Annotated in this window: 26 protein-coding genes and 1 tRNA gene; 15 read left to right on the forward strand and 12 right to left on the reverse strand. The window is 43.3% G+C overall.

What is annotated here, in order from left to right; all coding sequences use genetic code 11:
• Positions 1 to 291 precede the first annotated feature (291 nt).
• A tRNA-Leu gene (locus tag PG901_RS00165) sits at positions 292 to 378 on the reverse strand.
• A 137-nt stretch (positions 379 to 515) separates the two neighbouring features.
• Positions 516 to 1,289 (reverse strand): ferredoxin--NADP reductase, encoded by a 774-nt coding sequence (locus tag PG901_RS00170; protein WP_201564947.1) that lies wholly within the window; start codon positions 1,287 to 1,289, stop codon positions 516 to 518.
• 454 nt (positions 1,290 to 1,743) lie between these two features.
• On the opposite strand from PG901_RS00170, the gene PG901_RS00175 reads away from it, so the two are divergent.
• From PG901_RS00175 to gspK, 8 genes are all read left to right on the forward strand, one after another.
• The gene (locus PG901_RS00175) at positions 1,744 to 2,625 is read left to right on the forward strand and encodes an SAM-dependent methyltransferase (protein WP_271133038.1); all 882 of its coding nucleotides are present in this window, start codon (positions 1,744 to 1,746) and stop codon (positions 2,623 to 2,625) included.
• An 88-nt stretch (positions 2,626 to 2,713) separates the two neighbouring features.
• Positions 2,714 to 4,501, forward strand: a complete 1,788-nt coding sequence (locus tag PG901_RS00180) for a GspE/PulE family protein (protein WP_271133039.1) — start codon at positions 2,714 to 2,716, stop codon at positions 4,499 to 4,501.
• 218 nt (positions 4,502 to 4,719) lie between these two features.
• Positions 4,720 to 5,508, forward strand: coding sequence for a TatD family hydrolase (locus PG901_RS00185; protein ID WP_271133040.1), 789 nt, complete (start codon positions 4,720 to 4,722; stop codon positions 5,506 to 5,508).
• Positions 5,509 to 5,740: 232 nt separating this feature from the next.
• Positions 5,741 to 6,424, forward strand: coding sequence for a TetR/AcrR family transcriptional regulator (locus PG901_RS00190; protein ID WP_068405549.1), 684 nt, complete (start codon positions 5,741 to 5,743; stop codon positions 6,422 to 6,424).
• A 209-nt stretch (positions 6,425 to 6,633) separates the two neighbouring features.
• Positions 6,634 to 7,341 (forward strand): prepilin-type N-terminal cleavage/methylation domain-containing protein, encoded by a 708-nt coding sequence (locus PG901_RS00195; protein WP_271133041.1) that lies wholly within the window; start codon positions 6,634 to 6,636, stop codon positions 7,339 to 7,341.
• 3 nt (positions 7,342 to 7,344) lie between these two features.
• Positions 7,345 to 7,824, forward strand: coding sequence for a type II secretion system minor pseudopilin GspI (gspI, locus tag PG901_RS00200; protein ID WP_271133042.1), 480 nt, complete (start codon positions 7,345 to 7,347; stop codon positions 7,822 to 7,824).
• On the forward strand, positions 7,821 to 8,741 hold the full coding sequence (gene gspJ, locus PG901_RS00205; protein ID WP_271133043.1) for a type II secretion system minor pseudopilin GspJ: 921 nt from the start codon (positions 7,821 to 7,823) through the stop codon (positions 8,739 to 8,741). The genes gspI and gspJ overlap by 4 nt, the downstream gene beginning before the upstream one ends.
• Positions 8,742 to 8,780: 39 nt before the next feature.
• Positions 8,781 to 9,884 carry a type II secretion system minor pseudopilin GspK gene (gspK, locus tag PG901_RS00210; protein WP_271133044.1) on the forward strand — a complete coding sequence of 368 codons (1,104 nt, stop codon included), beginning with the start codon at positions 8,781 to 8,783 and terminating at the stop codon, positions 9,882 to 9,884.
• Between the two features lie 47 nt (positions 9,885 to 9,931).
• Here gspK and PG901_RS00215 read toward each other — a convergent pair whose 3' ends face one another.
• From PG901_RS00215 to ychF, 3 genes are all read right to left on the reverse strand, one after another.
• Complete coding sequence (locus PG901_RS00215; protein WP_201564940.1) at positions 9,932 to 10,612, reverse strand: TetR family transcriptional regulator; 681 nt, start codon at positions 10,610 to 10,612, stop codon at positions 9,932 to 9,934.
• A 177-nt stretch (positions 10,613 to 10,789) separates the two neighbouring features.
• On the reverse strand, positions 10,790 to 12,208 hold the full coding sequence (locus PG901_RS00220; protein WP_271133045.1) for a deoxyguanosinetriphosphate triphosphohydrolase: 1,419 nt from the start codon (positions 12,206 to 12,208) through the stop codon (positions 10,790 to 10,792).
• Between the two features lie 166 nt (positions 12,209 to 12,374).
• Complete coding sequence (gene ychF, locus PG901_RS00225) at positions 12,375 to 13,466, reverse strand: redox-regulated ATPase YchF (RefSeq protein WP_201564938.1); 1,092 nt, start codon at positions 13,464 to 13,466, stop codon at positions 12,375 to 12,377.
• A 308-nt stretch (positions 13,467 to 13,774) separates the two neighbouring features.
• Here ychF and PG901_RS00230 point away from each other — a divergent pair, with 308 nt between their 5' ends.
• The 4 genes from PG901_RS00230 to PG901_RS00245 all read left to right on the forward strand — a co-directional run bounded on the left by PG901_RS00230 (position 13,775) and on the right by PG901_RS00245 (position 18,564).
• A complete protein-coding gene (locus PG901_RS00230; protein WP_333780644.1) occupies positions 13,775 to 15,964 on the forward strand; it encodes an ATP-dependent helicase in 2,190 nt (729 codons plus the stop codon).
• Positions 15,965 to 16,295: 331 nt separating this feature from the next.
• Entirely contained in the window at positions 16,296 to 17,543 is a 1,248-nt protein-coding gene (locus PG901_RS00235; RefSeq protein ID WP_271133047.1) for an NAD(P)/FAD-dependent oxidoreductase, read from the forward strand.
• A 94-nt stretch (positions 17,544 to 17,637) separates the two neighbouring features.
• Positions 17,638 to 17,976 carry a RidA family protein gene (locus tag PG901_RS00240; protein WP_201628645.1) on the forward strand — a complete coding sequence of 113 codons (339 nt, stop codon included), beginning with the start codon at positions 17,638 to 17,640 and terminating at the stop codon, positions 17,974 to 17,976.
• Between the two features lie 165 nt (positions 17,977 to 18,141).
• A complete protein-coding gene (locus PG901_RS00245; RefSeq protein WP_201564935.1) occupies positions 18,142 to 18,564 on the forward strand; it encodes a tetratricopeptide repeat protein in 423 nt (140 codons plus the stop codon).
• A gap of 103 nt (positions 18,565 to 18,667) precedes the next feature.
• Here the strand turns inward: PG901_RS00245 and PG901_RS00250 are convergent, their stop codons facing one another.
• Together PG901_RS00250 and PG901_RS00255 are read right to left on the reverse strand one after the other, a co-directional pair.
• Positions 18,668 to 19,495, reverse strand: a complete 828-nt coding sequence (locus tag PG901_RS00250; protein WP_271133048.1) for an enoyl-CoA hydratase — start codon at positions 19,493 to 19,495, stop codon at positions 18,668 to 18,670.
• A gap of 240 nt (positions 19,496 to 19,735) precedes the next feature.
• A complete protein-coding gene (locus tag PG901_RS00255; RefSeq protein ID WP_271133049.1) occupies positions 19,736 to 20,872 on the reverse strand; it encodes a glycerate kinase in 1,137 nt (378 codons plus the stop codon).
• 118 nt (positions 20,873 to 20,990) lie between these two features.
• On the opposite strand from PG901_RS00255, the gene cobT reads away from it, so the two are divergent.
• The 3 genes from cobT to PG901_RS00270 are packed head-to-tail and all read left to right on the forward strand — an operon-like array spanning position 20,991 to position 23,540.
• The gene (cobT, locus tag PG901_RS00260; protein WP_442966831.1) at positions 20,991 to 22,049 is read left to right on the forward strand and encodes a nicotinate-nucleotide--dimethylbenzimidazole phosphoribosyltransferase; all 1,059 of its coding nucleotides are present in this window, start codon (positions 20,991 to 20,993) and stop codon (positions 22,047 to 22,049) included.
• Entirely contained in the window at positions 22,049 to 22,948 is a 900-nt protein-coding gene (gene cobS, locus PG901_RS00265; protein ID WP_271133051.1) for an adenosylcobinamide-GDP ribazoletransferase, read from the forward strand. Before cobT ends, cobS begins: the two co-directional genes overlap by 1 nt.
• Positions 22,949 to 22,985: 37 nt before the next feature.
• Positions 22,986 to 23,540 carry a histidine phosphatase family protein gene (locus PG901_RS00270; protein WP_271133052.1) on the forward strand — a complete coding sequence of 185 codons (555 nt, stop codon included), beginning with the start codon at positions 22,986 to 22,988 and terminating at the stop codon, positions 23,538 to 23,540.
• 141 nt (positions 23,541 to 23,681) lie between these two features.
• Here the strand turns inward: PG901_RS00270 and PG901_RS00275 are convergent, their stop codons facing one another.
• The 5 genes from PG901_RS00275 to PG901_RS00295 all read right to left on the reverse strand — a co-directional run bounded on the left by PG901_RS00275 (position 23,682) and on the right by PG901_RS00295 (position 26,703).
• Positions 23,682 to 23,906, reverse strand: a complete 225-nt coding sequence (locus PG901_RS00275; protein WP_201619516.1) for a hypothetical protein — start codon at positions 23,904 to 23,906, stop codon at positions 23,682 to 23,684.
• Positions 23,907 to 24,221: 315 nt separating this feature from the next.
• Positions 24,222 to 24,731, reverse strand: coding sequence for a 50S ribosomal protein L9 (gene rplI, locus PG901_RS00280; protein WP_183617694.1), 510 nt, complete (start codon positions 24,729 to 24,731; stop codon positions 24,222 to 24,224).
• A 26-nt stretch (positions 24,732 to 24,757) separates the two neighbouring features.
• Positions 24,758 to 24,988: a 30S ribosomal protein S18 gene (gene rpsR, locus PG901_RS00285; RefSeq protein ID WP_010198808.1), complete on the reverse strand. Its 231-nt coding sequence runs from the start codon at positions 24,986 to 24,988 to the stop codon at positions 24,758 to 24,760.
• Between the two features lie 16 nt (positions 24,989 to 25,004).
• On the reverse strand, positions 25,005 to 25,409 hold the full coding sequence (rpsF, locus tag PG901_RS00290; protein ID WP_193012851.1) for a 30S ribosomal protein S6: 405 nt from the start codon (positions 25,407 to 25,409) through the stop codon (positions 25,005 to 25,007).
• A 310-nt stretch (positions 25,410 to 25,719) separates the two neighbouring features.
• Complete coding sequence (locus tag PG901_RS00295) at positions 25,720 to 26,703, reverse strand: RDD family protein (protein ID WP_271133053.1); 984 nt, start codon at positions 26,701 to 26,703, stop codon at positions 25,720 to 25,722.
• Positions 26,704 to 26,763: the final 60 nt, after the last annotated feature.

Genomic DNA, 26,763 nt, shown 5'->3' on the forward strand with positions numbered 1-26,763 from the left:
TAATTTAGCTACTAGTTGTCAAACCATTCCTGACATGACGGTTCTAGTAGGAAGGGGACTTATTTTATTATTCTAGAGATGCTGTTATTAACCTTTGCACTTGCTGCTGATAGGCTTACGTGCTTCCATAACTGCCAACCCAATGTACATTTAAAAACCAGTGTACATGACAGTGTACTCAAAGTGCATGGATTAGGACAGATTAATAAGACAGTATAGAACGCCAGATACAACAAAGCCCCTGATATCAGGGGCTTTGGCGGCTCTATAAGATAGTATAGAACTAGGTATTGGTACCGGTGGTCGGACTTGAACCGACACGCTTTTAAAGGCAACGGATTTTGAATCCGTCATGTCTACCAATTCCATCACACCGGCGTGTTAGGTGATAAAGTTTATATTGCAAAACATTATCGAATTGGGCTACAGGGTTAACTCTGTATAGGCTGCGTATTATAGCAGGCTATTTTTAGCCGTCAAGAATTATTTATCATATTTACGATAAAAATTCATTTTTAACCAACGAAGGCACGTTCAACCACATAATCTGCCTGTACACCCATGCGTGGAGAGACGGTCAGGCCAAAATCATCTAAAATCGATGACACTTCAGCGTTAAACGGCATACTACCGCAAATCATGACACGGTCATCCTCTTTATTCATCGGAGGCAGACCAATATCTTCAAAGAATTTGCCCGATTTCATCAGGTCAGTGATACGGCCAGTATTTCTAAACTCTTCGCGGGTGACGGTAGGGTAATAAATGAATTTTTTACGGAAATCTTCACCAAAGATTTCATCATTTGGCAGCTCTTCTTCGAACATTTCACGATAAGCTAAGTCTTTGACCTGACGCACACCGTGTACCAAAATGATTTTTTCAAAACGCTCATAAACTTCAGGGTCACGCGCTAAGGCTAAAAATGGCGCCAGCCCTGTACCTGTTGACAGCATATATAAATGCTTACCCGGTAATAAATCGTCCAGTACCAAAGTGCCTGTTGGCTTTTTACTGACCAATAGCTCATCGCCAACTTTGATATGCTGCAGACGCGAGGTTAATGGACCGTCTTGTACTTTAATAGAGAAAAATTCCAAATGCTCTTCGTAGTTAGGGCTGGCAATCGAGTAAGCGCGCAGTAGCGGTCTACCATCGACAACGATACCAATCATCGCAAACTCGCCATTACGAAAACGTAAACCGTCGTCGCGGGTGGTTTTGATGCTAAATAGTGCATCGTTCCAGTGATGAACCTCTGTGACCGTTTCGGTGCGGAGTTTTGACATAAAGCCCTCGTTAGTAAGTGGTAATGTGTAGTCGCCAATTAAAATATTTTTGGGATAAAAATATTAATGGATTTAACGTTATGCAAAGTATTTATAAAATAAAGCGTTTATTTAGTCAGACTAGCAAATGCAAGCTGCAAAAAACCGTTATTTTAACATTATTATCAGGTTTTATAAGACGTCAGGTTTTACTAAATGACAGCCCTGCCTATAACCGTAAATGCTGACGCCGTACTTTATGAATGCAGGTCTATGAATACAGGTTTGTGAATCCTGCTATATGAATGCAAGCCATTCTCAATAAATTTCTCGCTCATCATAACAAACTTTAAAGTAAAAATCCGTCTGGCTGCCTGTCTGTAGCATGATAAAATGGAATATCGTTAGCGAATAATTTTCTATGATTGGCGCGTGCCATTTATTATCAGCCATTTATTTTTTTGGGATTGGATTTATGACTTGTCAGACTACGGCACCTTTAAGCCATCATATCTCACCTATTATTGGCTACCACCGTGCACCGCTGTCGCAAAAGTTCGGTGCACCAAGGCAGCCAAATCTGGTGGCACTCACCAGCGTGATTGAAATGCTCGCGCCTTATGATACGCCAGCGGCATTTATCGGGCTGGAGGATTTTAGCCATATATGGGTAAGTTGGCAGTTTCATCATAACTATTTATATAAAGACAAGTTGCATAAAGACAAGCAGACCGGTTTAGATAATCATAATCCGCAAGAAAAGGTCGAGAGCGCTTTTCGCCCGCAAGTTCGCCCGCCGCGCTTGGGTGGCAATCAAAAAATAGGCGTATTTGCCAGTCGCAGTATGTATCGACCTTCCGCGCTTGGGTTATCTGTGGTCAAGCTTGAACGCATTGAGATTGTAGAAGGTCGGGTGTTACTTATTATTAGCGGTGCTGATATGATAGATGGCACGCCCATCATCGATATCAAGCCTTATGTGGCTTATAGTGATGCATTGCCTGATGCCCAAAGCGGTTTTGCGCCCTCTGCGCCCCACTTATTGGATGTGACGATTACTGAGTTTGCCTATGGGCAGTTTGGGCAAATTATTGCCAATCAAAGTGCAGATAATATAGCAGCAGAAAATGCTCAAAATAAGCAATCATCAGTCAAAGCAGTCATTGATAAAATCCAACAGCAGTTATTAAGGTCTGATTTTGATACTATCAAAGCGTTAATAGCACAAGACCCACGCCCTGCTTATCGGCGTAAAGAGATAAATACGTCATTTGTCATGCGTTATAAATCTGTCGATATCAGCTTTCAATTGCTGGAATCGGGTGAATTACAGATAAAGAATATTGTCGCAGTATAATTAAAGTAAATATCAGAGTTATAGTAAACATCACCGCCGACCAAATGACCTAAACCATAGAAAAATGCAACTATAGAAGAATAAAACTATGCCTGCTCAAAAATATTCGATAGTGATTGATTTACGTTGGTGCCTAGATGAATTGTTGGCAGATAGGGTGATTGATCAGCGCGGCTATAATCTCGTTATTACCAGTCGCCGTAATAAGGCGCAGCATCCGCTCTTAACGATTAGTGAGTTTGGGCTGCCAAATGGTCACGCGCTTGATAGTAATTCTGAGAATAAATTAACGCTGGCATGGCTTAATCAATGGTTGGCTGCCAAAGCAGATATGCCGCTGGTGCGTATTGACCCGTTAAAGGTCGATGTACCGGCGGTGACGCAGCTGATGTCGTTTGAGTATGCGCGCTCGCAGCATATTTTACCGATTGAAGTGACACTTGATGAAGTGGTTATCGGTACTGATCAACCATTTTATACCGATTGGCATAGCAATATTGAAAAGCTTATTAAGTCAAAAAGCTATCGTACAGTCTTTATTAATCCTGAACAAATCAATCGCTATCGGCAAGAGTTTTATCAAGTCACGCAAGCGATTGCAGGCGCGAACTCCCTACATAAGCGTGCAGCGGCGGACGTCACCAATGTCGAAGCTTTATTGCAGCTGGGCGATAACACCAATCCAGATGCCAATGACCAACATATTGTCAAAGTGGTCGATTGGCTATTGCAATATGCTTTTGAGCAGCGAGCGAGTGATATTCATCTAGAACCACGCCGCGAGACAGGCAAGGTGCGCTTTCGTATTGATGGGGTGCTACATAGCGTGTATGAGATGCCACTCGCCATTATAGTGGCGGTGACCGCACGTATCAAAATCTTGGGACGGCTCAATGTCGCAGAAAAACGTAAGCCGCAAGATGGACGCCTAAAAACCCGTACGCCAAAAGGCTTAGAGACTGAGCTGCGTCTCTCTACCATGCCGACTGCTTTTGGTGAAAAGCTTGTCATGCGGGTATTTGACCCAGAAGTGCTGGTACGCTCATTTGCCCAGCTTGGCCTGTCGGGTAAGCAGCTTGAGACGTGGCATGAGCTGACCGCGCATCCAAATGGCATTATATTGGTTACCGGTCCGACCGGTTCAGGTAAAACGACCACTTTATATAGTACGTTGAAGCAGCTCGCCACTGAGCAAGTTAATGTCTGTACTATCGAAGATCCAATTGAGATGATTGAGCCCGCCTTTAATCAAATGCAGGTCAATCCAGGGGTTGATTTACATTTCGCTGATGGTATTCGCTCTTTGATGCGTCAAGACCCAGACATTATTATGGTTGGTGAGATTCGTGATGCTGAGACCGCCAATATGGCAGTACAAGCGTCTTTGACAGGGCACTTGGTGCTCTCAACGCTACATACCAACGATGCCCCAAGCTCTATTACCCGTCTGCACGATTTAGGTATTCAGCCATTTTTAACCTCAGCAACTATATTGGGCGTGATGGCACAGCGTCTATTACGGACATTATGCCCCCATTGTAAGCAAGCCGTTGATGTTGCGGCAGATAGTGAGATTGCTATTCAGTGGCAAGAATTGGTACAGCCTTGGCGTGCACCCGTACCAGCACAGATTTATCAGGCGAAAGGCTGCGAGCACTGTCGCCATACCGGCTATCAAGGTCGCGTTGGTCTGTATGAGATCATGCCGTTATCAAATGAGTTAAAAAAACTGGTCGCCGCTGATGCCAGTTTAGATGCGCTTAAGCAGCAAGCTTACCGTGAAGGCGTACAGCCGCTGCGCTTATCTGGGGCAAAGCGTATCAGTGAAGGGGTGACGACCATAGAAGAGGTGATGCGCGTGGTGCCGTTACATTGACAACTGCATTGATAACTGCCCTTTAAATGTAATCTCTTTAAAAAGTATATTCTTTGAAAAATATACGCTGATGAGAAAAGGGTTTAGAAGCACGTATATAGGCGTTTGTTAAACACCCCTTGAAAACAGTGCTATTTAGAGCAATTAATACTATTACGATTACCAAATCCATATTATAAGATAATTCTACTTATTGATTTTTATTAACGAGATTGTTTATGTTTACTGATAGCCACTGCCATCTAAACCGTTTAGATTTAACCAAGTATGATGGTCAATTGTCCGGCGCAATTGCCGCGATGAAAGAAGCCAATGTCACCCGTGCGATGGCCATTATGTGTGATTTCGCTGAATATGATGAGATTGCCAATATCGTCAACACTTATGGGGATGAAACGCTAAATCTTGGTATGAGCGTCGGCATTCATCCTTGTGAAGATATCAGCGTCTTACAATCAGCGACGGTTGAGCGCTTGATAGAAACTGCTGATGCTGACCATGTATGGGCGATAGGGGAAACAGGGCTGGACTATTACTGGTCGACAGACAATAAAAAAGAGCAAAAAGCCAGCCTTGCGCGTCATATTCATGCTAGCCAAAGCTTGAAGAAACCTCTAGTCGTGCATATGCGTGATGCTAAAGAAGATACGCTTGATATCTTAAAAGCGGAAGGCGCTGAACACGGTATCATTCATTGCTTTACTGAAGACTGGGAAACCGCAAAACGAGCATTAGACTTAGGGTTTTATATCTCATTCTCAGGCATTGTTAGCTTTAAAAGTGCACAAATGATTCAAGATGCTGCAAAAAATATGCCCAAAGATAGAATACTTATCGAAACCGATAGCCCGTATTTAGCACCGGTTCCTAAACGTGGTAGACCCAATGAGCCAGCATACGTGCCATATGTGGCAAGCTATCTTGCTGAGATGTACGGCTGTAGTAGCGAGGAAGTAGGTGCAATGACTGCAAAAAACTTTGAGAATTTACTGGCACAGTACCACTAAAATGGTTATGCTATGACCACTCAGTCATTTATTAGCTAGTCTTCTGGTTCTGTTCTATAAGTATTCATAATACTGAACTTAACCTTATGATTATAAATGACTATTTAGCAAACATAAGCATATTTCCTTGGATGATATTGGCGTAGCCGTTGCATGACTTATACATGCGCTGCCGATATACCGATGTAAATGATGGTCATATGCATGATATTGTCAGATTTTAGGAGAGATTATGAGTCGTCAGCACCAGTTCAAGGCACGAGAAGAGAATATCTTAGCGATGGCAGAGCAATTGCTACTTGAGTCAGGCGATGGTGATATCACTTTGGACAGTTTGGCCGACCAGCTTGATTTGGCTAAAGGCACCTTATATAAGCATTTCTCCAGTAAAGATGAGCTCTACCTGCGTATTATTATTCGTTATGAAGAGCAGTTATTTGAGATTAACCGTATTGATGACTGCCCGTCGGCAGGTGTCGCACGTATGATTTTTCAGCAATTGTTTAATCCACAAAAAGCCATGCTTCTTAACCAAATCGAAGAGCGTTTGGCGGCATCGGTGACGGGTTTGAATCGCTTATTCGGCGAGCTTTACGATATTCGTCGTCAGCGTATGAAGCGTTTGATTGATATTATCAGTGCGTATTTGCAAGAGCAGCATAGTAGCTTAAGTACGCGCGATTATTTGTCCTCGATTTGGGCGATGGGTCAGGGCGGCGCAGGATTATTAAACTCAAGTTTTTATCAGCGCTACTTAGGTCGCCGTGATACTTTGCGTTATGCCTTTGTGCAGCAAATGCTTGAATTGCCAAGCCATTATCCAGCGGCCGATGATGAGGTGATGGATGAGGATATGCAAGAATTGGTGGAGCAAATCGATACTGAGTCAGAAGAGCACCGTAATACCAATTACTAGATTCCTATTATATTTTTAATGTATTGAGTTATTTTTTTATAAAATCCGTGTTGTTATATTCTGTATGGCAGCACGTTAAATTTATCTTCTAACATGTGTACAGATTTATTTTTTAATCAGGCATATCTATCGTTTTATCTCCATCATACTCATACCACCCAATTCAGTGTCATTTTTAATAAAATGACACCATTCTAGATGACTTTTGTATGTCAAAACCGACTTCCTCAATTTCTTCAATAGCAGCTCCTCACGCGCACAGCCACATCAGGCAAGCGGGCTTCACCCTTGTAGAAATAGTAGTGGTGGTCGTCATTCTATCCATATTTGCTGGCATGATGAGTTTGTCGGTCGGTAGTAGTGAATCGCGCAAAAACCGTGCTTTTTATGAGCATTTAACGGATTCATTGAGCTATGTACGATTGTTGTCCGCTGAGCGTATGCAGCCCATGGGTTTGAGCTTACAAGCTGATAAACAAGGTCAAGTCACGCCCGTCATTGTCACTCTATCTAATCCTTATGTTGCTTATCAAACTCAGGCTTCCACCTCTTCTAGTGGAGGCAGCACACCTAAGAACGCCATGGAGCTGTCAGCGGATTTGACGAGCATGTCAGGTGCTGCTGCAGATAAAGCACCCACACCAAGCTGGGAGCTTGAGCCAGAAGTTAGTTTGCCTGCACTGCCTACGGGTGTGAGCTTAAGCGTGCAAAGCTTGGATGCGGGTAATCAAACAAACGCAGGCCAAACGCAAGCGCTGCAGCCGTGGTTTACCGACCAAAACGTACCGCAAGTACTGTGGTTTGGGACAGGTCAGGCCACGCCGGTAACGATTGAGGTACGCCATAATTCGCGTTTGGTGGGTGAGGTGATTACGATTATGCCTGATGGCAGTATGTCGATAGGGCAAGGGCGCTAACTTATGATAGATAATGATAAGGCCGAACATACCTATACAAACCTAAAGCCCGCTCTATCAAAATATGAGCACGGATTTACCCTGATTGAGGTCATGGTTGCCTTAGCGATTTTGGCGGTCGTTGCCGTTGCCGCGAGCCGGGCAAGTAGTGCGTATTTAAGCTCTGTCGATGTTTTGCGCACTCGTACGCTAGCGCAGTTTGTTGCACAAAACGCGGCAGCGGACTTGCGTATTCAAGATACGTGGCTGACGGCCAACAAAACCCAAACTATCAATGCCCAAGGTCGCGATTGGCAAGTGACAATGACTGCCACAGATGCCATCACACCCGCATTAAAGCAGGTAAATATTACTGTTGCACCCATTATAGACGGACAGACACGCAGCGCAGTAACGGATATCAACGTGATGCTAAGTAACGCTAAGCAAGAAGTCGGCAGTTTGGATTTGAGCCGATTAAACCCTAATGGAGGCAATCCATGAAATCAAATCATGGATTCACTTTGCTAGAGCTGATGGTTGCGATGGCGATATTTGCCATGTTAGCAGTTGCAGGCTGGCAAGTATTTGATGGCGTTAACCGTGCGCGTGAACGGGCGCAATTTCATGCGGATAATTTAGCGGTTTTGCAATATGCCTATCTGCAGTTACAGCAAGATATGAACCAAATGATTCCTTATCAGGCAGTGGATACGCAAGGTGCTAATTCCTTAATTAATAACGCTCCAACCAACAATGCTGCAACTAACAGCACTGCAAATAATACTAATAATAGCAATCAAGAAAATGCACCAGCGCCTGAACCTTTTATGAGCCTAGACGGCGCACGTATCAGCTTTGTGCGTTTTGCCGACCCCGACCCACGTTATCAAAGCAGCGCGAGTGTGCAGCATATCGAATACATTTTTGCTGATGAGCGCTTAATTCGCCGTCAATATGCCAGTCTTGCCGGTGGCAGTGACAGCATTAGTCTAGATAGTGTGTTGCTTGAAGGTGTTACGGCTGGGCATTGGCAAGCTTATTTACCTGAATTAAGTGCCAAATTCCCCAATAAAGACAGCGGCAACATCAATAACAATGCTTTAGCAGCGCCGACGGCAAATTCAGCCAATGCGCCCTCTGAGATTATGCTACTGCCAAAAGGGATTGTGCTCAACTTTACTTATCAGGATATGCCCATTACTTGGCAATGGGCACTTACTCCGCAGCCAATCCCAAATATAAGTACCAATACCAGCAATAAAAATATTCCTAACAATCCTAATGGCAATGATAACGGTAGTAATAACAACAATAACGGCAACAGTAATGACGGCACCAATAACGATAATGCAGCCAATTGCAATGTAGCAAATAATAACTCAGGCAACGCTACTGAAAATGCCCCATTTGGTCAATGATAGAGACTGTTTATGCCAACTAAGCCACAAATGAGGCCAATGATGCCTATAACCTCTATGAAAGCCAACTCTCAACGTGGGGTCGCGCTGCTGACTATTTTGCTATTGGTGGTCAGTATTACCGTGGTTGCAGGGGCGATGCTGGCCAGCCAAAAGATTGCCATTAGGCGTAGCGGCTTATTGTTTGACCAAAACCAGCTCTTACAAGATATCAACGCAGGTCAGCAATTGGCCGTTACCTTGATTCGTGCTGATGCTAAATTAAATGATACCGATAGCGCGCAGGATATTTGGGCGCAGCCAATACCGCCTTATACGCTAGGCGCACATAGCATCGGCATCGAATTACGCGATGAGGGCAGTCGTTTTAATATTAATAATTTATATCACAATGGCGCCGTTGATACTGCCGCATTGGCCGTCTTTCAAAGGTTACTCACGCAGCTAAATTTAGAGCCTGATATCGCCATTGCCGTCCTTGATTATCAAGATGGCGACAGCGAGGTCTATCAAGATGGCGGTGATGAAAGCGTGGTTTATGCTCAGCAGACTAATAGCGGCGTGGACAACATTTTACCCAATCAAGCGTTGGTCAGTATCGATCAATTAGCAGAAGTGAAGGGTCTTAATGCGCAAGTATTAGCGGCACTGCGTCCCTATATCACAGCGGTGCCGTATTATTTACCCATTAATATCAATACCGCCAGCCCCGTTTTGCTGGCCGCTTTGCTAGAGGGTGCGAGCAGTCAGCAAATGCAGAGCATCGTTGAGCTGCGAGCAAAGCAAGCATTTGGCTCTATTGATGATATCTGGCAGTTGCCGATATTAAGTAGTGTAAAAGCAGAGCAGCGTAAGGCATTAACACCATTATTAGCGGTTGATAGCCAAGCTTTTATGGCACTTATTACCGCTAGTGATAATGCAGATGGTGGTCAGGCAAGACAACGCTTTGCGACCATTGTTATTAGTAAAACGGCGGCTGAGGGTGAAATAGCAAATAGCAGTAATAACAGTAATGAAAATAGCAATGATGCTAATAACGCTGATAGTAATGCGAAAAACCCTAAAAATACTGACAATAAAAAGCCCAAAGAGGTACGCGTGGTGACGCAGCGACTTTGGGCTTTTAGGCCAGTTTTCTAATGGTTATAGATAGCCAGTGCTAAATAACGTGCAAAAATTAAGCCCAATTAATCACTTAAACGGGTTTCTTCAGTAGATTTCCAGTTGTAAGCACCATAAAACAGCATCTGTGCTTGCCGTGTACAATTATGCAGCATCAGCTGTTTTTTATCTTCAATATCAGCCAAGTCGACTTCATCATCATGGTCTTCGGTATAGGTCAGCTCTAGCCAATCAATAATCCAGGAAAAGAACATATTGACCCCAGCCTCAGCCAATAATCTACGGTCATAAGTATTGATATGGGCAAAAGCAGGTTGTAGGGCTAAATCGTCTGCTAGACTCTGCCCGTGGTTTTTAATCAGCTCATTGATGGCTTTGCGTACCGCTTCTGAGCCGCCATAGCGTTCACTGACTAAAAATTGCCAATAGCACGGCTGCTCGCTGACCATATATAAAAACATCTGGATACTTTTAGCGATTTGACGCTCAAAGCTACGTTTGCGCCCAATTTGCAGGTTGTCACTTAAAGTTGCTAGCGTACCGCCCAACTCTTCGATAACCAAGGCACGGCCGAGCGATTCCATGTCATCAAAATGGCGATAAAAGGCGGTCGGCACCACGCCAACCTCACGTGTGACTTGCCTGAGACTGATTGAGCTAAAAGATTGCCCCGTCATACATAAATCGAGCACCGCATTAAAAAAAGCGTGCCGAGTTTGAAGTTTCTTTTGTTCGCGACTACTCATAATATTTCAAAATTACCTGATAGATGTCTATCATACTCATTTCATTGCGAAAATACGAATGAAATAGACGGTTATCGTTGATTGTCCAGTTTTTGGAATTGGTTTTAGACTGAATTTTAAGCTTGGTTTTAAATTAATTCTAGACTTCTTTTTAAGCTTGCTGCTTAAAAATGTTGTTTAAACAATGGTGCCCCAATGTCCTTGTAGCTCTTGCGCCAATCGATACGCTTCATGGTCATTCATACCGGTTATAAAGTCTAAGACATTGAGCATATTATCATAGGTGTCATCGGATAAAACGCGACGATGCTCATCGAGATGCGGCTGTAGCAATTTTAGCAGACGCTGCTGCTCAAAGGACATTTGGGTTATGGAAGCACTGGTCTCATTTGTCCAAGCCAATGGCATAAAAGCATCGAGCAGGCGCTGCAGGCATTGATTGGCCATCAGCTCCATGCGTACTTTACTTGGGTGATTAAATATTTTTTCACGCGCCAATTGCTTAGCTTGAGCGATGCCGCTTTGCACAGTTGCATCACAATGGGCAAACAGGCTGCCCTGTAGCGTCCCTGCTAGCATAGCGTTACTATTGGCTACAAAAGCATCGGTGACGGCATTGACCAAACGCATCATTGCCCGTGCCCGCAGCGATGCCAAATGCTGCCTGACTGACACATGAGTGGGTAGATTAAGAGTATCAGGGCGCTCGCCAATCAGCTCATAAAAAATAGCCGCAACCTCCGCATAGCTTAGCATATTCAAATTGATGCCATCCTCCAAATCTATCAGTGCATAGCAGATATCGTCTGCCGCTTCCAATAAATAAGCCAGCGGATGACGAGCAAAGCCATCGTGTTGCTCGGAGCGCGGCAGATGTAAACGTGCTGCTAACTCTTCTAATTGAGCTGCCTCACTATAAAAGCAGCCAAATTTTTGCATGTTAGTGGTGGGACTGCCTTGATAAATGAGGTTGCTATGGGTTGCAAGCCAAGGGTATTTCATAAACGCGCCCAAAGTGGCGCAAGTCAAACGCATACCGCCTAAGTCAGGATGGTGCTCATTGCGGGCAAGGATGCGAAATCCCTGCGCATTACCTTCATAAGCCAGCAAATCCAACTGCTCATTGCTACTCAGGTTGTGCAAAACCTTTTGACGGTCAGGATGCATAAACCAGTCACGAATGGCGTACTCTCCGGCATGACCAAACGGTGGATTGCCGATATCATGGGCAAGGCATGCCGCTTGTACAATAACACCGACATCAGCGGGCGCGACGCCATTTGGTAAGCCACCATCTAATTTATCATGCAGCTTTTCTGCTGCCATAATGCCCAAGGAGCGTCCAATACAAGAAACTTCGAGCGAGTGTGTTAAGCGCGTATGAATACCGAGTTGATTGGTCAGGGGATGGACTTGGGTTTTTTGGTTAAGCTGGCGAAAGGAGTGTGAAAACACCAGTCTGTCGTAATCTTTATGAAAGGAGGAGCGCGCGCTGTCCTCGGCAGGGGCTTTTTTATGACTCCCTAAACGCTGGGCATTAAATAATTTTGCCCAATGGTCACTGGAATTAAGCACTTGATTAACAGAAGCAGTCATAGGTTATAGTCCGTTATTTTTATCATTTTATTTTATCGTTGTTTTTAGAGAGGTTAATTATTTTAACGTTCTTCCCTTTATTATAATAAAAAAAGCCAGCTTTGAAGCTGGCTTTTGGTTGTTCTCTAATAAGACTGTGTAAACACGCAATCCGCTTTATTAAACGTTAAACGTTAAAGCGGAAATGCATCACGTCGCCATCTTGTACGATATAGGTTTTGCCTTCTAAGCGTGATTTACCGGCCGCAGCTGCGCCTTTTTCACCGTTGTATTCGATAAAGTCATCATAAGCAATCACTTCAGCGCGGATAAAGCCACGTTCAAAGTCAGTATGAATCACACCAGCGGCTTCAGGAGCCGTTGCACCAACAGCGACTGTCCAAGCGCGGACTTCTTTGACGCCCGCAGTGAAATAAGTCTGCATATCAAGCAACTCATACCCGCCGCGAATAACTTGATCAAGGCCAGCCTCTTCCATGTCCATTTCAGCTAGGAAGTCTTTTTTGTCATCTTCATCAAGCTGAGCAATTTCAGATTCGATTTGGTTACATAGGGCAATGACAATAGAATCTTCGCCAGTCGCGTAGTTACGCACTGCATCAAGATATGGATTATTCTCAAAACCATCCTCAGCAACGTTAGCGATATACATGGTTGGCTTTAGGGTAATCAGACCATAACTTCTGATCAGTTTTTGTTCGTCTTTGTCTAAATTGGCAGCGCGAGCCGCTTTACCTTCTGCTAATAATGGCTCGATTTTTTTGAAAATATCGAGCATAGCAGAGGCGTCTTTATCACCGCCTTTGGCTTTTTTGCTTAAGTTGTGGATAGCGCGCTCAACGGCTTCTAAATCTGCCAATGCCAATTCGGTATTGATGGTTTCGATGTCATCGATAGGGCTGACGCGGCCGTCAACGTGGACGACGTTGTCATCATCAAAGCAGCGTACTACGTGAGCAATCGCATCGGTCTCGCGAATATTGGCTAAAAACTGGTTGCCCATACCTTCACCTTTTGAGGCGCCAGCGACCAAACCTGCGATATCAACAAACTCCATGGTCGTAGGCAATACGCGCTCAGGCTTGACGATATCAGCCAGTTTTTTCAGGCGTGGATCTGGTACTGGAACGATACCCGTGTTGGGATCTTTGGTACAAAATGGAAAGTTTTCAGCGGCGATACCCGCTTTGGTCAAGGCGTTAAACAGGGTGGATTTACCCACGTTTGGTAGACCGACAATGCCGCAATTAAAACCCATAACATGCTCTCAATATATTAATAAAATCAGTCAGTATAAGACTTCGTAAAATAGTAACTCAAAATTGGGCATATTGTAGCAAATTTCAGCCAAAATGGGTGAGGTTGTTGTGCTTGCTGTTTCAATTTTTATGGTCAATAACAATACTTAATAACGCCATTTAATACCGCCATTTAATATCAATGTTCGTTATCAACGAAGCTCAGAGCTTTGCCTATTATGATAAGCTACTACCTACAAATGATGATGCATGCTGCTACGCTGTCATCAATAGCTAGCACGATAAACCATACCAAAGGCAATTGTTAATAATGACCACCATTTTTGCTACCCACCATTATAATTATCCGCAAAATTTCGTTGACATGAAACCCAAGCTTACGCGGCTTGAGCAGGCGATTAAAAAGCTCGAGGCCAACTTGATAAATGCGGATACTGAAATATTAGAGCAACGGCTTGCCAGTCATTTAGGGTTGCAAGTGGATTATGCCAGTGAGTTAAATCCTAATCAGTTATTGGCTGCTACCACAACTGAGGGCAAGGTGTTGGTTATCGCCGGTGCAGGTTCTGGTAAAACCAAAACCCTGACCTACAGAACCAGCTACCTAATAGAAAATGGTGTAGCGCCAAAAGAGATTCTGCTATTAACCTTTACCCGTAAAGCGGCCAATGAGATTAAAAGTCGCGCTAGAACTTTGTTGGCTAGCCGTCTAGATGATAATAGTCACATAAACGGTAAGGCGTTAAATGATATCACTAGCGGCACTTTTCACTCATTTTGCAATATGTTATTGCGCCAATATTCTGGGCTACTTGGTATCAATCCGCGCTTTACTATTTTAGATACCGGCGACAGTGAAGACGCTATTGATTTGATTAATAAAGAAAAAAAGTATCCGGCCAAAATAACCAATCAAGCATTTCCGCGCAAAAAAACCTTGCAAAATATCTTCTCAACCTCTAGAAATCGGCGCATTCATATTCGTGACTTAATTGAAAGCAGTTATCCTGATATCGCCGTGCATATTCCTGTTATTGAGCAATTGGCCGTCGACTTTCATGAGTATAAGCGCGCCAACCATTTATACGATTTTGATGACATCATTAGCCAAGTGGTGCGGCATCTAAAGCACAATGACACTTTTCGTCAACTGCTACAAAAGCAATATCGTTATGTCATGGTCGATGAATATCAAGACACCAATATTCCGCAAAAAGAACTCATTGACTTCATCTGTGCGCCTATATCGGTGTCGCTGATGGTTGTTGGTGATGATAACCAAAGTATTTATGCCTTTCGCGGTGCCAATTATGAAAATATCTTATTATTTGGCGAAAGCTATCCCGAAGCAAAACTGATTAAGCTAGAGCAAAATTATCGCAGTACGCCAGCGGTGCTTGATTATATCAATGCTTTATCGGCTCAAATCACGTTAGGCTATCAAAAGCAATTGTACTCGGGCGCATCTATAGAAGGCATAAAGCCAGTTTTTCGCCGTTTAAGCGATGAAACCAAAGAAGCAAAGTATATCGCTGATAAAATTATCGAATTAAAACCGGATTACGATTATCAAGATTTTTCCGTCTTGTGCCGCACGTCCTTTCAATCCAACTACGTTCAGCTTGAATTTATGGAGCGCAATATTCCCTTTATTGTCGTAGGCGGCATCCGCTTTATTGAAAGACGCCATATCAAGGACGTCTTAGCCTTTGTTAAAATACTCTATAACCCAAATGATACGATTGCATGGCACCGTATTTTAACCTTGTTTAAAGGGGTGGGGGCAGTAACGGCAACGCGTTTGACCCAAGCAATTAATGCCGATAGCAATGTGAATAATAACGTTAACAACAATACTTTCGAGCCGCTACTATTACCTTCATTTGCGAAAAAAAGCCCACAGCTTAAATCATTGCATACGACTTTGACCAAAGCCAGTCAGGCAGAGTCAGTCGAAATGGTGATTGAGCGGATTTTAGAGTTTTATATTCCTCTGCTAAAAACGATTGAAGAGAATTGGCGTGAACGTAGTGAAGATTTTCGCGTGCTCAAAAACTTAGCGACAGAGTACGACAGCCTTGATAAATTCTTAGAAAATCTTGCCCTTGATCCGCCCAATGATTCAGTTGCTACCGCAGGCGAATCTGAAAAAGGCGAAGATAGTAATGATAAAGTCACCATTTCTACCATTCATAGTGCCAAAGGACTTGAATGGCCAGTGGTTTTTGTCAATTCCCTCGTCGATGGTATGACGCCGCACTATCGCTCGCTCAGTGATTTTGAAGAGTTAGAGGAGGAGCGTAAGCTGTTTTATGTTGCTTGTAGTCGTGCTAAGAGCAGATTGTTTTTAACCGCGCCAGAGTACTTCTCAAGCTATTCAGGATACTTTGATAAGCCCGCAAGATTTATCGCTGAGCTACCTGCTGATAAGTTAACGGTCGAGACTAATAAAAGGCTTTTAGAGACGCTAGCGAGTGAAGATCCGATTTGGTGGTGATAGCTTGTGATAAATGTAGGATATGCATCGCTCTTAACGCTAAAATAGTCATTAATTCTAAAAGGCAGCTAACATTGCAACGTTTAGCTGCCTCATTTTTGAAATCGTTTATTGTTTTTAATCTACTTACATCAGCACTATTTTTTCAATCATACTTCCATTATTCCTATCAAAAATACCTTCCATTGAAATCCATAACCAAAAGTATTTAATAGCAAAAATATTTATATCATAAGGGTTTAATCTGGCGCGCAATGCGTTACTATTACTCCCTTATCTCTTATTTCTCATATTTGACATTCTGTATTAAGACCTTAAAAAAGGACAAGTTATGCGCTATGAAGTGATCGTTATCGGTGCAGGGATGGTCGGCACCTCAGTTGCTTGGCATCTACAAAAAAATAACGCTCAAGTATTGCTGTTAGATAAAAAATTACCGGGCTCTGAGACTTCATACGGCAATGCGGGGTTGATTCAGCGTGAGGCGATTCATACCCATCCGTTTCCGCGCCATCTGACTGAAATGATACGCGTATTGCCGAACCAAGGGACTGATATTCGCTATCGAATTCCGGCGATTTTGCGCTATCATCAGGCGCTATTGCAGTATTGGAAATATTCTACACCTGCTTCAGTCAAAAAAATAGAAGCGGAATGGCAGACGCTGATTGAGCATTGTACCAGCGAGCACCAAACCATGATTGAAGCCTCTGGTGCTGATGAATTGATTACCCGTGATGGCTGGTTGCAGCTGCATCGTTCTGAAGAGACGTTTAGAGAAGCCATTGCTGCCGCTATTGACGCACGCAATCAGGGTGTTGAACATAACGTCTTGACGGTTGAAGAATTAAAAGCCATGGAGCCTAGCGCCAATTTTGACGCGTTCGTTGGTGCGATTCATTGGCTCAACTCTTGGCAAGTGTCAAACCCAAGCTCGCTTGTAAAAGCTTATGCCAAAAACTTCCAAGAAATGCAAGGTACCATCAAAGAAAGCAGCGTCAAAGAAATTGTACAAGAAGAAAACGGCTGGAAAGTCGTTACCGACAATGACACTTATTACAGTGATAAATTGGTCATTGCCGCTGGACCTTGGTCGAATGATTTAATCAAACCGCTTGGTTATGATTTGCCGTTGTTCCCGATGCGTGGCTATCATCAGCATTTTAAAGTGAATGAAAAAAATACCATTCATCATAGTATGTTTGATATGGATAAAGGCTTTGTCATGGGTCCAATGCAACAAGGTATCCGCATTACCACCGGTGCTGAGATGACCACGATGAATGCGCCAAAGAACTTTGGTCAATTAAATACCGTGTTAAAACTTGCGCGCAAAATTCTACCGCTAGAAGATGCCGTTGAAAGTGAAGCATGGGCAGGCTCACGTCCTTGTATGCCGGACATGAAGCCAGTTATCGGCCCTGCGCCTAAGCATGACAAATTATGGTTTGCCTTTGGTCATAGCCATCAAGGCTTTACTTTGGGGCCAATGACCGGTCGTATCGTCGAAGAGATGATTCATGACAAACCAACACTCGTTGATATTAAGCCCTTTAGCGCCAATCGTTTTTCTCGCTAATTTCTTGCCAAGCACTGTTTAATAAAACGTGAGTTATTTATAAATTTGAAAGCTCATGTATTTAAGACCATTAAAAAATTAAGGATAATAATCCATGCAAAAGCTGCATAGTAATCAACGTATGAGTAAAATCGTAGTGCATAACCAGACCGTTTATTTATGTGGTCAAGTGGGCAATAGCGAAGACGATATCAAAGCGCAAACATTGACGTGTTTAGAGAAGATACAAGCACTGTTAGAGGAAGTGGGCAGCGATAAATCAAAGCTATTGTCAGTGACAGTCTGGATAAAAGATATGGCAGACTTTGCTGCAATGAATGAAGTGTGGGATAAATGGTTTGAAGGCGTGCAGCCACCCGCTCGTGCTTGCGGCGAGTCGGCGTTGGCACGTCCTGAACTATTGGTTGAGATGATTGCCATCGCTGCTGAGTAAACGTTGCCATTTCATTAGCTATATTAACTGCTTATTTTATTAGCTAAATACAGTATAAGGGTGTGATATCGATATCACGCCCTTTTCTATGAGCTATTCAGGCAAACTAGTCTATAATCAACACCATTAACGTATTTGACGAACTATCAAACAGGGTTATCCATCATGATTAATACCAAAATATATAAATCCATTTATGTGCTAGCAGAAAAACTGCTAGAAGCGGACAGTAAAAACGATCAAAAAACCTTTGATATGCTATATGCGCAGTTAAAGGATCTTTGTAACGAAAATGAAAAGAGCGATAAAGACCATCCTGAACAGTGGGAGACATTGGCTGACTTTACCGAAGATTTGGATGAAGCATTGGTTATCTATCAAAAAGCGTTAGATAAAGCCGCGGCGATTAATTCAAAAGACCATTTGGCCTCGATTGCATTTTCTATGGCTGAGCTGCAAATCGAATTGGGTCAAACAGAGGCGGCTATCGAAAACCTACAAAATGCTAAAATTAGCGCCAATAAAATCGAAGACAGAGAATTTAAAGTTGAGATAAATGAGTTGTTGGCGAAATTATTAGCAGAGTAGTTTTCGTTATTGTCCTTCTTTATTGAGCAAAGCGTATTGTATTATCTAAAAAGTCGCGTGTGCCGATATCAGTATTTTATGTTATAAAATGCTGATATTGCTCTTAGTGCCCTGTCCATACGGCAGGACGCTTTTCGATAAAGGCATCAATCCCTTCACTCACATCATCTGCCATCATATTGCAGCTCATCACCTCGCTGGCATACTCATAAGCCTCTGCCAATGTCATATCCAACTGGTTATAGAACATGGTTTTTCCGGTGGTCAAAGCGACTGAGGATTTGGCGGTAATGCTATCTATTAAAGACTGCAAAGTCGTATCTAATTGCTCTGCGCTTGCCACACGGTTGATGAGTCCTTGTTGCAGTGCAGTATGAGCATCGATAAATTCACCGGTGATGAGCATCTCAAATGCTTGCTTACGAGAGAGGTTGCGACTGACTGCTACTGCAGGGGTGGAACAAAACAGGCCTACGCTGATACCAGAAGTGGCAAATTTGGCATTGTCCGAGGCGACAGCTAAATCACAGGCTGCCACCAGCTGACAGCCAGCAGCAGTAGCGATGCCCTCTACTTTAGCTATCACCACTTGTGGCATGCGATTGATGGCCAGCATCATCTGGCTGCACTGTTCAAATAAGGCGCGCTGAAAAGCCTTTTCTGGATTGGCGCGCATCTCTTTTAGATTATGACCGGCACAAAAGGCCTTACCGTTTGCGGCAATGACGACCACGCGAATACTGCTATCTTGGGCGATGCTGTCAAGCTCTGTTTGCATAGCAGATAACATATCTACTGATAGCGCGTTAAATTGTTTGGGACAGTTGAGTGTCAACGTTACAACACTGCTTAAGTTTTCTCTAATAACCAAGGGCTCGCTGGGATTCATTGAGGAGCAAGGTTCTGATGGCTTGAGGTTATGGTTATTCATTTATCGTCCTTGATAACTGCTAATTAATAAGCACTAGCTAAATTTAGAATAAAATAAAAAAGAGACTTAAATCATAACCCAAATAGTAGCATGCCTAACTCCTTAAGTGACTTCCTTATGCAACAGCTCAGTATTGTTGATAGCTCACATAAAAATAGCGCTCTTAGATGATAAGAGCACCATTTAACGCTAATACAGTCAAAAATGGCTATGAGAAAATATAAAGTAGCTCTCTAAATACTATTTTATGCATTGACCCAATTTTATCGCCGCCGCAATATTGGCAGCGGTAATTTCAATATTATGATAAGCGTTTTTAAAGACATTATCGATGGACTCTAGCTTTTGGATACTGGGCATAATGACCTCAAACTGGCTGGTTTGAGCAGGTTCTAACCCATCAACACTGCCGCAAATAGCAATCACTGGCGTATGGCTGGCTTTGGCGATTTGGCTAATGCCGCCAGCTACTTTACCCATGGCAGACTGCGCGTCAAGCTTGCCTTCACCAGTAATGACCAAATCTGCATCGGCAATATGCTGTGATAAGTTGGTAACTTTTGCCACTGTATCAAAGCCTGATTTTAACTCAGCTTGGCAAAAGCTGATTAACGCATAGCCAAGCCCACCTGCTGCGCCAGCACCTGCTATGTCTTGGTGGTCTTGATAGCCATGCTGAGCACATATACTCGCAAAGTGATTTAACGCTTTATCCAAATCATTGATTTGCTGCGGGCTGGCGCCTTTTTGAGGGCCAAATATTGCACTGGCACCCAACTCGCCACATAAAGGGTTGGTGACATCACAGGCTACTTCAAATACTGTCTCCAGCAAACTAGTATGGAAGTTTGTAGCATCTAATCGTTGCAAGTTGGCAAGCGCGCCGCCGCCTTGGGCTAACGTATTGTCAGCACTATCATGAAACGTCATTCCAAGCGCCATTAGCATACCAAGTCCCGCGTCATTGGTGGCGCTACCACCCAAACCGATAATGATGCGTTTAACGCCTTCATCTAAAGCATCCGCAATAAGTTCGCCAACTGCGTAGCTACTCGTAATTAACGGATTTCTTTCTTCAGTCGTCAATAAATGCAGACCGCAGGCTTGAGCAATTTCAATTACGGCTGTCTCATTTTCTAATAGCAGATATTTAGCATTGATTGGTCGCATTAAGGGGTCATGGACTCGCACTTCTTTCCAGCGCCCACCTAGCACGTAAGACAATACTGCAGAAGTTCCTTCACCGCCATCTGCCATGGGTAGCAGCTTATAGTCAGCGTCAGGAAACACTTGACTGAATCCAGACTGGATAGCGTGGCAGACATCTAATGCCTCTACACTTTCTTTAAATGAGTCAGGGGCGATTAAAATTTTCATGAAATACTCTACGATTATGTAAGTTGGAATTGTGCAATTAAGCCAATCATATCATTATAAATTGGATAATCTGCTACCATAGTCTCCTGTTTCATTTATAACCTTTAGGATGATTGCCTTGACCACCTTTACCGCGCCTACTATTCCCAATATCAAAAATAATGAGCTGCGCCAGCAGTTGCAGCAAATCATCGACCAAAAGACCAAGCCGCTTGGCGCCCTTGGACGTTTAGAAACGCTCGCTGTGCAGTTAGGTATGATTCAAGGTACGACCGCGCCGCATATTAATCAGCCACAGATTCGAGTGTTTGCCGCCGATCACGGTCTAACCAAGCATGGCACATCCGCGTATCCTAGTGCCGTCACTGCGCAGATGGTTTATAACTTTTTGCAAGGCGGCGCTGCTATCAATGTCTTAGCCCGTCAGCATAATATTGAGCTAAAAGTAGTCGATGCTGGTGTCGATGCCGACTTTGCCAATTCTCCTTTTAAAGACCACGCGCAATTGCTCGATTATAAAGTCCGTCACGGTAGCCGTGATGCGCTAACCGAGCCTGCGATGAGCGCAGCAGAATGTTTAGCTGCCTTAGAGAACGGCATGGACGTGGTCAAGAGCATGGCGGGTAATTTGCTTATCGTCGGAGAGATGGGCATTGGTAACACCTCAGCGGCAAGTCTTTTGCTGGCAAGATTGGGCGATACACCGATTAATGATTGTATCGGTCGCGGCACCGGTCTTGACGATGCAGGATTGCAGCACAAAACAAGTATTTTAATGCAAGTGTTGGCGCGTCATAGCGAAGCAAAAGCGCCATTCGACATACTTGCTGCGTTGGGCGGGCTTGAGATTGCTATGATGGCAGGGGCGCTGATTCAGGCCGCCAGTGAGCGCCGCATTCTTTTAATCGATGGTTTTATTGCCAGTAGCGCGTTGTTGGCTGCTGAGCGCCTAGCGCCCGGTGTTGCTCAATATGCTGTCTTTGCCCATCACTCGGTTGAACCCGGGCATGCGCATTTATTAAAACTGCTCAATGCTGAGCCATTACTCAATATGGGTATGCGCCTAGGTGAGGGTAGCGGTGCGGCACTGGCGTATCCACTATTGCAATCGGCTTGTGCCATTATAAATGAGATGGCAAGTTTTAGTGATGCAGGTATTAGTGGACAAAACAGCTAATGTCACAATTATCAAAAAAGCCATCAAAACAACCATTAAATCAGTCATTGAATCAATCAGAGCCGCCACAGCAACCATCGTCTAAACCAAGTGTTGGTGAATTTATAAAACATGATTGGCGTCTATTATTGGTGGCGGTGCAGTTTTTAACGCGTCTGCCCGTACCGCAATTTGCCAATTATAATCCGCAGTGGTTGCACCAGAGCAGCCGTCATTTCCCTGGGGTAGGTTTATTGGTTGGGCTGCTTTGCGCTGGCGTATTTTGGCTGGGCAGTATTTTATTTACACCCTTGGTCGCGGCAGTGATAAGTACCGCGTTTGGGATTAAGCTTACTGGCGCTTTTCATGAAGATGGACTTGCCGATAGTTGCGATGGGCTTGGCGGTGGTCTGACCCGAGAGCGCACTTTAGAGATTATGAAGGACTCACGTTTAGGGACTTATGGTGTACTGGGTTTGGTCTCAGCCTTATTAATCAAAATCAGTTTATTAGCTTCTACGCCGCTATCGGTGGCTATCGTGGCGCTGATTATTGCACATACGGCCTCGCGCTTATTATGCATTAGCTTACTGGCGCTATTGCCTTATGGCGGTGAGATTGAGCATGCCAAAGCCAAGCCGATGGCGCAGCAGCTGACGCCTTTTCAAGGGCTATTGAGCAGTGCTTGGTTGCTATTGGCTGGCGTGCTTGTCGTACTCCTATTTCCTAATACCGTGCAGCAGATTGGTATTTGGCAATGGTTATTGGCTTTATTGCTAGGTATCGTAGCGACAGACTATATGCGCCGTTTATTACGTAGACGTTTAGAAGGCTATACGGGTGATGGCTTGGGCGCCACGCAGCAGTTAAGTGAGATTGCCATTTATATTGGACTTGCTGCTTCTATACCGCTTATCTGATATAAAAGTCATGGTCAAAATAGGATAGTAACAGCAAATGATGTTTCATATTTGGCGTCATCCAAAGCCCCTTGCAGCTAATGGGTTTTGCATCGGACAGACGGATATCAATGTCGATAAACGCAAAATTAAGCGTCTGGCTAATAAAATACAGCGCTTTGTGCGTCTACATCAATTACCAAAGGTGATTTGGGTCAGCCCGTTACAGCGCTCATTAAAAGTCGGGGAGATACTGGCGCAGCGCGGCTTTCAATATAATATCGCACCTGCGCTTGCAGAGATTGATTTTGGTAAATGGGACGGTCAGCCTTGGGCACAAATACCAAAACAACAGATTGATGACTGGTGCGCTAATTTTGCTGACTTTGCACCCAAGGGCGGCGAAAGTTTACAGCAGTTATTTGAGCGTATCGAGAATTGGATAAATGAGATGACTAGGCAAAATAGCAGTCATAGACCAATATTGGCAGTCGGTCATGCAGGCTGGATAAATGCTGCAAGTATGATAGTCGCTGGGCAAGAGGTGCCAAAGATAGCCGCTGAGTGGCCACGACCTGTAAATTATCTAGAGCATCGTCAACTGGATTTTTAGCCAAAAAAAACTGACCATTTATAATGACCAGTTTTTTGGATAATTTTTTTCAAGAATATAGTTTTTTTCAAAAACAAGCTTTTCTTAAGCACAGATCTTTCTTAAACAAGTACCTTTGATAAATGCAGCAATGAAAACTTCCTAAGCCATCTTATCGAACCACGCTTTATTGTCTTTAGGGCTCATAGAATCAAAGCTAACATAAATACCTTCGTCATCTAAAGTCGCATACCAGTGATCATCGTTGCTACCAGTCAGTAGCTGAAAATATTTATTATTCACGATTCTACCAACGGTATATATCTCGCCTTCTGCGTAAAACTCATTACCTTGGATACAGATTAATTTGTCATCAGTGTTTATCATATCGTCCCGTTATATCCATCATTATTTAATAAACGGCCCTATAGGTTAGTCGACATTTTAGTAGCCATATAAATATCTGAATATAGGGTAACAATTGAGGGGCTATTATTAAAGATGACTTTATAAACAGTATTTTATTGTTAAGTATAGGTTGTACAGGTGTTTTATTACCAATTATTGCGCTTATATATCATTATAAGTGTTTATTATAAATAACTTATAAATCCGAGCTGCTTGATAAATATTCAATAATTTGACAAACAAAAAAGCCAGCAACATGACGTTACTGGCTTTTCTTTAGACGTGTACTAAATATTACTCTTCAGAGTAATCTTCGTTCTCGTCTTCAACTTCTTCTGCTGAATCTTGGTTGTCGCCATCTTCTGAAAGAATGGTGACTAAGATGCTAGCAGTAACGTCGTGGTGTAGCTGAATATCAACATTATATTCGCCAACTTGACGTAAAGTGCCTTCAGGAAGCTTGATTTCAGCACGGTCTACTTCTAGACCTGAGTTAGTCAATGCTTCAGCGATATCGCGAGTACCGATAGAGCCAAATAGCTTGCCTTCGTCACCTGATTTAGCGCGCATGATAACATTAACGTCAGTTAAGGCGTCAGCACGTTCTTGAGCAACAGCTACTTCTTTTGCTTCTTCAGCTTCAAGCTCAGCACGACGTGCTTCGAACTTTTCAATGTTAGCTGCAGTAGCAGGTAGTGCTTTACCCAAAGGGATAAGAAAGTTACGTCCGTAACCTGGTTTCACATCGACAGTTTCACCGAGTTTACCAAGGTTGACGATACGCTGTAACAAAATAATTTGCATGAGTCATTCCTAGTTAAAGTTAACGGTTAACCCTGATGGTTATCAGTGTATGGAAGTAGCGATAAATAACGAGCTTGCTTGATAGCAGTCGCTAGTTGACGCTGATACTTAGTAGACGTACCGGTAATGCGGCTTGGTACGATTTTACCATTATCACTGATGTACTGTTTTAGCAATTCAACATCTTTATAATCGATGTGAGTGATGCCTTCAGCAGTGAAACGGCAGAATTTGCGACGGCGATAGAAACGTGCCATGAGTATTCTCCTTTAATTAGTCTTCACTGTTGTCGTTGTCGTCATTATCGTTTTCACGACTGTCTGGACGACGAGTAGTTGCTTTGCGTGCGCGTTTTTCATCGGCATTCTTGGCTAACTGCGACTCTTCAGTGACAGCGTCGTCACGGCGCATAACTAGACTACGAATGATCGCGTCGTTATAACGGAATAATTCTTCAAGTTCAGCTAAAGTTTCACCGTCAGTTTCAATGTTGAAAAGAACGTAATGAGCTTTATGAATCTTGTTAATTGGGTAAGCCAGTTGACGACGACCCCAATCTTCTAGACGATGGATTGTGCCGTTGTTGTCTTGAACCAACTTGATATAGCGTTCAACCATGCCGACCACTTGGTCGCTTTGGTCTGGGTGTACAAGTAACACCAGTTCGTAATGTCGCATTATGACTCCTTACGGATTAGTAGCTATTAACCCTATGTTAATAGCAAGGAGATTTATAAGGTAAGCCCAAATTTTATCGAATTCTATAAAAACAATAGGGGATAAGCTTAGTTTATAAAGCGCCGTATTATAACAGTACTCGGTGCTTAACACAAAGGTTAATCACTAAGCGGCTGTTAATAAACAATAAAAGCAGAAAATACTGCTCTACTAATAAAAAAGCAGCGCCTAAACGCCACTTTTTAATATAACTTTATGATATTTATAATAATCTGTTTATAACAAGGCTATAAATTAATTATTAAGTTAATTATTTTACTTTTGGCTTTTTGACCAATTGGCTGCTATCCGCTTTTACCACTAGGGTTTTAGCAAGTTTGTCATGCCAACCGATATTTTCAGGGCTTTTTGAGGCCATATAATAATGAACAATAATAACCACAAACCCTAAGAAGCTGGTAAACGAAAACAACAAATTATAAATAATAAACAGCAGCAAGGTACGCATGCCAATAAGCTTGGTAAAAGATGGCAGGCGATGGGTCGTTTGGTCGACGACGCGGATACCGGTAATCAGCTTACCAAGTGATTGCCCGCGCAAGGTAATAAATACCAGTTGCAGCGCAAACAAACCAAATACCATCACTTGTGACATCATCAAGGTGCTGCTTGGAATACTTTCCATCAACGTCATTGAGTACTGATAAGCGGCATCCATATCTTGAATGTTTTGAAACTTGGTATAATCCACGTCCATCTTGGTCAGTGCCATGACTAGCGGAAAAATCGCTAATACATACAGCAAGCCATTGAGCGCAGTTGCCAATACCCGCGACATGATAGGCGCAAGCACAACATCACCGACGACTTTATCGTTGTCGGAAATCTTTTTGGCGCCAGACTTATTTAATGACACATTACTATTTGGTGTGTATTGACGATTGGTTGTCATGTCCACTTTGCTGTTTTTAGCATTTTCTGCTGGACGTTCAGGCTTGCCATATAATCTGTCGAGCGATACGGCTTTGTCATCTTGACCCGTACTACTAGCAGAATCTTCTGGAAAGATAGTGACATTATTAATAATAGAGTCGTTATTATCCGCCGTCACTATAGGAGCAGGACGGTAGTAAGTCTGATTGTTAGTTAAGTTACCAACACGCTGCCACTGATCTAAGCCTTCATGCCATATCAAATCATCTAATACGACTTCGCCAGAGGTGAGCATGATATTGAGCTGATCCAAAGTGTATGGACCGGCTTGTACGTTATTTCGAGCAAGGAAAATCTGCATAATTGCCTACATAGTTAGTCATATCTCAAGTCACTTTTTATGAGTAGCGGCTTTTAAAGA

The organism is Psychrobacter sp. ANT_H3 (genome assembly GCF_027919975.1).
GTDB classification, from domain to species: Bacteria; Pseudomonadota; Gammaproteobacteria; order Pseudomonadales; family Moraxellaceae; genus Psychrobacter; species Psychrobacter maritimus.

Coding starts and splice junctions, on each gene's coding strand:
- PG901_RS00170 (WP_201564947.1), bottom strand. CDS start 1,289: ATGTCAAAACTCCGCACCGAAACGGTCACAGAGGTTCATCACTGGAAC.
- PG901_RS00175 (WP_271133038.1), top strand. CDS start 1,744: ATGACTTGTCAGACTACGGCACCTTTAAGCCATCATATCTCACCTATT.
- PG901_RS00180 (WP_271133039.1), top strand. CDS start 2,714: ATGCCTGCTCAAAAATATTCGATAGTGATTGATTTACGTTGGTGCCTA.
- PG901_RS00185 (WP_271133040.1), top strand. CDS start 4,720: ATGTTTACTGATAGCCACTGCCATCTAAACCGTTTAGATTTAACCAAG.
- PG901_RS00190 (WP_068405549.1), top strand. CDS start 5,741: ATGAGTCGTCAGCACCAGTTCAAGGCACGAGAAGAGAATATCTTAGCG.
- PG901_RS00195 (WP_271133041.1), top strand. CDS start 6,634: ATGTCAAAACCGACTTCCTCAATTTCTTCAATAGCAGCTCCTCACGCG.
- gspI (WP_271133042.1), top strand. CDS start 7,345: ATGATAGATAATGATAAGGCCGAACATACCTATACAAACCTAAAGCCC.
- gspJ (WP_271133043.1), top strand. CDS start 7,821: ATGAAATCAAATCATGGATTCACTTTGCTAGAGCTGATGGTTGCGATG.
- gspK (WP_271133044.1), top strand. CDS start 8,781: ATGATGCCTATAACCTCTATGAAAGCCAACTCTCAACGTGGGGTCGCG.
- PG901_RS00215 (WP_201564940.1), bottom strand. CDS start 10,612: ATGAGTAGTCGCGAACAAAAGAAACTTCAAACTCGGCACGCTTTTTTT.
- PG901_RS00220 (WP_271133045.1), bottom strand. CDS start 12,208: ATGACTGCTTCTGTTAATCAAGTGCTTAATTCCAGTGACCATTGGGCA.
- ychF (WP_201564938.1), bottom strand. CDS start 13,466: ATGGGTTTTAATTGCGGCATTGTCGGTCTACCAAACGTGGGTAAATCC.
- PG901_RS00235 (WP_271133047.1), top strand. CDS start 16,296: ATGCGCTATGAAGTGATCGTTATCGGTGCAGGGATGGTCGGCACCTCA.
- PG901_RS00240 (WP_201628645.1), top strand. CDS start 17,638: ATGCAAAAGCTGCATAGTAATCAACGTATGAGTAAAATCGTAGTGCAT.
- PG901_RS00245 (WP_201564935.1), top strand. CDS start 18,142: ATGATTAATACCAAAATATATAAATCCATTTATGTGCTAGCAGAAAAA.
- PG901_RS00250 (WP_271133048.1), bottom strand. CDS start 19,495: ATGAATAACCATAACCTCAAGCCATCAGAACCTTGCTCCTCAATGAAT.
- PG901_RS00255 (WP_271133049.1), bottom strand. CDS start 20,872: ATGAAAATTTTAATCGCCCCTGACTCATTTAAAGAAAGTGTAGAGGCA.
- cobS (WP_271133051.1), top strand. CDS start 22,049: ATGTCACAATTATCAAAAAAGCCATCAAAACAACCATTAAATCAGTCA.
- PG901_RS00270 (WP_271133052.1), top strand. CDS start 22,986: ATGATGTTTCATATTTGGCGTCATCCAAAGCCCCTTGCAGCTAATGGG.
- PG901_RS00275 (WP_201619516.1), bottom strand. CDS start 23,906: ATGATAAACACTGATGACAAATTAATCTGTATCCAAGGTAATGAGTTT.
- rplI (WP_183617694.1), bottom strand. CDS start 24,731: ATGCAAATTATTTTGTTACAGCGTATCGTCAACCTTGGTAAACTCGGT.
- rpsR (WP_010198808.1), bottom strand. CDS start 24,988: ATGGCACGTTTCTATCGCCGTCGCAAATTCTGCCGTTTCACTGCTGAA.
- rpsF (WP_193012851.1), bottom strand. CDS start 25,409: ATGCGACATTACGAACTGGTGTTACTTGTACACCCAGACCAAAGCGAC.
- PG901_RS00295 (WP_271133053.1), bottom strand. CDS start 26,703: ATGCAGATTTTCCTTGCTCGAAATAACGTACAAGCCGGTCCATACACT.